This window comes from Streptomyces sp., assembly GCF_019510245.1.
Taxonomy (GTDB): domain Bacteria; phylum Actinomycetota; class Actinomycetes; order Streptomycetales; family Streptomycetaceae; genus Streptomyces.
The window spans coordinates 1-4,569 of record NZ_JAEKKT010000291.1 but is presented as its reverse complement, the minus strand read 5'-3'; the positions used below and the strand labels follow the sequence as shown (position 1 = coordinate 4,569).

Here is a 4,569-nt window from a genome sequence, read left to right as displayed (position 1 = left end):
GCGAGCAGCGGCAGGGTGCAGAGCTTGACGATCGCCTCGCGGGCGCTGTTGGCGTGGATGCTGCACATGCCGGGAAGCCCGCTGTTCAAGGCGATCAGCAAGTCCAGTGACTCCTCTTGTCTGACCTCCCCGACGAGGATCCGGTCGGGCCGCATCCGCAGCGCCTCCTTCACCAGCCGGCGCAGCACGATCTCGCCGGTGCCCTCGAGGTTGGCCTGCCGGGTCTGCATGGCGACGACGTCCGGCAGCCCCAGCTTCAGCTCGAAGACCTCCTCGCAGGTGATCACCCGCTCCCGGCCGGGGATCGCGCCAGCGAGGCAGTTGAGCAGCGTCGTCTTCCCGGCCTGGGTACCGCCCGCGACGATGATGTTGAGCCCGGCGATGACAGCAGCCTCGAGGAAGCGCGCCGCCTGCGGGGTCAGCGTCTGCAGCGACACCAGCTCGTCGAGGGTGTTGGCCGTCAGCACGAACTTGCGGATGTTCACCGACCAGTGCCGGCGGGTGATGTCAGGGATGACGACGTGCAGCCGGCTGCCGTCCGGCAGCATCGCGTCGACGAAAGGGGTGCTGAGGTCCACCCGCCGGCCGGTGGTCTTCAGCATCTTCTCGACGAGGTCGCGCACCTGGCCGTCGTCCAGGATCGTGTTCGTCAGCTCCGACCGGCCGCGCCGGGCGACAAAGACGCGGCCCGGCTCGTTGATCCAGATTTCTTCCACAGTCGGGTCGTCGAGGTGCCGCTGCAGCGGGCCGAAGCCGGCGACCGCGTCGTACACGGCACGGGCGGCCTGGTGCGGGTCCGTCAGCGGGCTGAGGTTGCTCGTCAGCGCCCGCTCGTCGTAGTCGGCGACGACCTCCTCGACCAGCCGCCGTACCGCGCCGCGGTCGGTCACCGGGTCGATGCCGCGGCGGCGCACGAGCTCGCGCACCTCGTGCTCGACCGTGTCGACCCCCGTCACGCGCAGCAGGCTAGAGCCTTGTGGACAAACCGGGCGAGGGAGGTTGTGGAAAACCACCGCGAGGTCGCTGCGGAGACATCGGTGACCTGAGCGGGTCCTGGTCCGCTCAGAATTCCGACATCGGCCGGACATCGGCCGTTCCACCGCACCCAGACCCGGCGGAACCACCTTCGTCCCTCGCGACGTCCGCGCGGGGACATCGGTCACCTGAGCGGGTCCTGGTCCGCTCAGGGCACCGACCTCGGCCCGGACATCGGGCGTTCCACCGCGCCCTGACCCGGCGGAACCACCTTCGTCCGCGCGGGGCGCGAGGTCGCTGCGGGGACATCGGGCCTTCCACCGCGCCCTGACCCGGCGGATCCACCTTCGTCCCTCGCGACATCGGCGCGGGGACAGCGGGCGCGGGCACCTTCCGCTCGACGGACAGGACGCCCACGGGAGGAATCCAGCTCGGGCAAACAGGACGACCTGGACGGGTACCGGCTGCTCCACGGCGTGCCGCCGAGCACGGCGGGCGGAGCCCGCGCACCATGAGGACATGACGCTGCCGTCCGTGATCGTCGAGACCCCTGCGCACCAGAACAACGTCCGGGTGGTGGCCGTGGACGACCGTCACCAGCCGCTGTACCTGCGACGTGCCGGCGAGCTCGAGGCCGCGATGCTGCGCACAGCCGCTGCGCTGGGCCTGGAGCCAGAGGACATGCCTGGCCTCCGCGGCCTGTGCGTCGAGGGCGTCCGGTCCGCGGAGACGCGCGGCCGCTGACCGAGGGTCAGCTCGGAAGGGCGAGGGTCAGCTCGCGCCGTCCTCCGGCGGCAGGTGCCCGGCGGCGAGCTCCCGCAGCGGGGCGGGCGTGGAGCTGGGGTCCTGCGACCACCGCAGCGTCACCGCCCGTGCCTGCTCGAACCGGCGCACCTGTGCCGCCGGGCTGCGGTCCTCCGGTCTCCGCAGCAGCGCGACCACCATCAGCAAGAGAACGGCGAAACCGACCACGAACACCGTCGTCGTCATGGGACCTCCCGCGACCTTCTCTCGCGAGAGCGGCGGGCTGCACCCACTGATACTGCGCGGGGCTCAGCCCCAGGCCCAGGCCTGCCAACCGTCGGTCGACCAGCCGGCAGCCGACCAGGTGGAGCCGTCCCAGCAGCTGTCGCTCCAGGCGTGACCGTCCCAGCCCGAGTCGCTCCACGCGTGCCCGCTCCACGCGTGCCCGCTCCAGGCGTGCCCCGTCCAGTCGTTGCTGCTCCATGCGTGCCCGTCCCAGGAGCCGTCGGCTCCGGCGCCGGCGGCCGTCACGTCGTTCCCGCGCCAGCTCCCGCCGCTCCACGAGGTGCGGGCCGCCGACGCCGAGCTCCAGGCGGCGCCGTCCCAGGCGTTGCCGAAGATGTCCTGCTCGCCCACGAGGTCGTCGATGCCGTTGCTGACGTGACTGGAGCCGCGGGCGGCCTCGAGCGACCCGGTGCCCCTCGCGCCAGTGGCCAGCTGCGTCGCGGCCGAGAGAGACGGCAGCGCCGCGCCGATCGCCTTGTTCACATCCGGCACACCCACGCCGACGAGAGTGCTCTTCACCGAGGAGGGGACCGAGGCGGTCGCCATGAGCGCCTTCTTCACCTGGTCCGGCGTCGCCGAGGGGTACTTCTGGAGGTAGAGCGCCGCGAGACCGGACACCACGGCAGCTGACTGCGAGGTGCCGGAGCCGCGGAAGAAGCGGTTGCCGACCCGGGCGGTCGGGCTGCCCAGGTCGGCGCTGCTGCCGGGGTTGCGCAGCCCGAGGACGTGCACGCCCGGAGCGATCATGTCGACGTAGCGGGCGGGAGTGCCCTTCTGCGCGAAGGCCGGGACGGTGTCGTCTCCGACGGAGTCGCTGCCGTTCGGGTCGTCGGCGCCGATGGCCAGGACGAGCGGGTCGTTCGCCGGGTCGGCCAGGGCGTTCCCGTTGGCGCCGTCGTTGCCGCTGGAGACCACGACCGTGATGCCCGCGCGCCAGGCGTTCTCCACCGCGTAGTCGAGCGGGTCGAGGGCCGGGTCCTGCTTCGAGTCGGTGCCGTAGCTGAGGTTCAGGACCTTGATGTTCAGCCCACCGGAGCGCGCGTGCTGCGTCACCCAGTCGATGGCCGCGATGACCTGCGAGACGTCGCTGCCTCCGTCGGCCGCGGCGACCTTCAGGGAGACCAGCCGCGCGTCGGGCGCCACGCCGTTGAAGCTGTGGCTGTCGCCCTTGGCGTAGAACGAACCGGTCGAGGCGGTGTCGCGGCCCGCGATGATCGACGCCATGTGGGTGCCGTGACCGAAGGTGTCCAGGTGCTCCAGCGCGGGGTCCTGCGACTCGAAGGAGAGGTCGGGTCCCTGGATGACGTTGCCGCTGGTCAGGCCCTTCACGGGCACCACGCCGCTGTCGATCAGCGCGACGTCGACGCCCTTGCCGGTCCAGCCGTGCGACCAGGCGTCCTTGGCGTGCGTGATCTGACCGATGTTGTAGAGCGACCCGTCGTCACCGCCGACGTCGTAGCCCAGGGTCGAGTCGAGGCCCTGCAGGTGGCCCTTGCCGTCGACCGTGACGCTGCGGACGCCGGCTGCGGCGCGCAGCTCCGAGAGCGCAGCGGCCGGGACGGTCGCGCTCACACCGTCGATGACGGCCATGCTGCGGTCCACGTGCCCTCCGGCGAGGGTCACAGCACGGGCGACCTCGGCCCGGGCCGCGGGACTGGTGCCCGTGACGAGGACGTGCACCGCAGCAGGCGTACCCGAGGCGGCTGCCAGCGCAGGTGCGGTCAGGGCACCCGACACCGCCACCAAGGAGGCAGCTAGCGCGACTCGTCTCATGGCTCCGGCTCTCGTCTCGTTCGAGGTCACATCTAGTGAACGGATGACAAGGACCTCGGGCGTGCGCCGGATCGAGCAACTTCTGACTATTGATCTTAGGCCTTTCAGACCAACCGCCATGCGGCCCCTTCAGGGTTAGAGGGAATGCGCCGACCTCTCTGATGTGGACGATCCCGGCACCGCCGTGCCTCCGGGCAGGAGGCTGTCCTTCGGCGTCCTGATCGCCCTGATCTCGGCGGCGTGGGCGGCCGTGGCGCTGGTCGGCGTCCTGGTTGCTGGCGACCACCAGCCGCAGGTGCACCGGCCCGTGCCGGCGTTGGTCGTCCTGGTCGCGCTCGTGCTGGCACAGGCGTTCGTCGTCAACGTGCAGCTGCACCGCGAGGCGCGCTCGGTCTTCATCTCCGAGATCCCGGTCTTCCTGGGCCTGATGTCGCTGTCGGCACCGGGCTTCGTCGCCCTGCGCACCGTCGCAGCGGCCATCGGCTTCGGCCTCGTACGACGTCAGTTCCGGCAGCCGCAGAAGCTCGCCTTCAACATCTGCCTGGCCGCCGGAGAGGGCGGGCTGGCCGTTGCGGTCCTGCGCGCTCTGGCCGGACCCGACGCCTCCAAGGCGCACCTGTGGCTGGCCGCCGCGCTGGCTGCCGGCGTCGCCAGCGGCTGCACGGCCGCCGGCGTGGCGCTGGTCATCGACCTGCTCGAGGGGCGGCCGAGAGCACGGGACCTGCTGCGCCTGAGCGGCATCGCCTTCGTCAGCGCCCTGCCCGTCGCGTGCGTCGGCTGCGTGGTCTGGGC

General features: G+C 71.5%; 5 protein-coding genes. 2 read left to right on the top strand and 3 right to left on the bottom strand.

Going from position 1 to position 4,569, the window contains the following annotated elements:
* Nucleotides 1-956 (bottom strand): ATPase, T2SS/T4P/T4SS family (locus JF597_RS49165; RefSeq protein WP_294012423.1); only part of this gene is annotated, 956 nt, incomplete at its 3' end.
* 538 nt (nt 957-1,494) lie between these two features.
* On the opposite strand from JF597_RS49165, the gene JF597_RS49160 reads away from it, so the two are divergent.
* A complete protein-coding gene (locus tag JF597_RS49160; RefSeq protein WP_294012421.1) occupies nt 1,495-1,719 on the top strand; it encodes a hypothetical protein in 225 nt (74 codons plus the stop codon).
* Between the two features lie 27 nt (nt 1,720-1,746).
* On the opposite strand, the gene JF597_RS49155 is transcribed toward JF597_RS49160, so the two are convergent.
* Nucleotides 1,747-1,965: a hypothetical protein gene (locus JF597_RS49155; protein WP_294012418.1), complete on the bottom strand. Its 219-nt coding sequence runs from the start codon at nt 1,963-1,965 to the stop codon at nt 1,747-1,749.
* A gap of 63 nt (nt 1,966-2,028) precedes the next feature.
* Nucleotides 2,029-3,777: a S8 family serine peptidase gene (locus JF597_RS49150; protein ID WP_294012415.1), complete on the bottom strand. Its 1,749-nt coding sequence runs from the start codon at nt 3,775-3,777 to the stop codon at nt 2,029-2,031.
* A 163-nt stretch (nt 3,778-3,940) separates the two neighbouring features.
* Between JF597_RS49150 and JF597_RS49145 the strand changes: the two genes are divergently transcribed.
* Nucleotides 3,941-4,569, top strand: a 629-nt coding sequence (locus tag JF597_RS49145; protein WP_294012412.1) for a hypothetical protein, incomplete at its 3' end; no start/stop codon positions are given.

Excerpts from the sequence above, each read along its gene's own strand:
- JF597_RS49160 (WP_294012421.1), top strand. The coding sequence starts at position 1,495 with ATGACGCTGCCGTCCGTGATCGTCGAGACCCCTGCGCACCAGAACAAC.
- JF597_RS49155 (WP_294012418.1), bottom strand. The coding sequence starts at position 1,965 with ATGACGACGACGGTGTTCGTGGTCGGTTTCGCCGTTCTCTTGCTGATG.
- JF597_RS49150 (WP_294012415.1), bottom strand. The coding sequence starts at position 3,777 with ATGAGACGAGTCGCGCTAGCTGCCTCCTTGGTGGCGGTGTCGGGTGCC.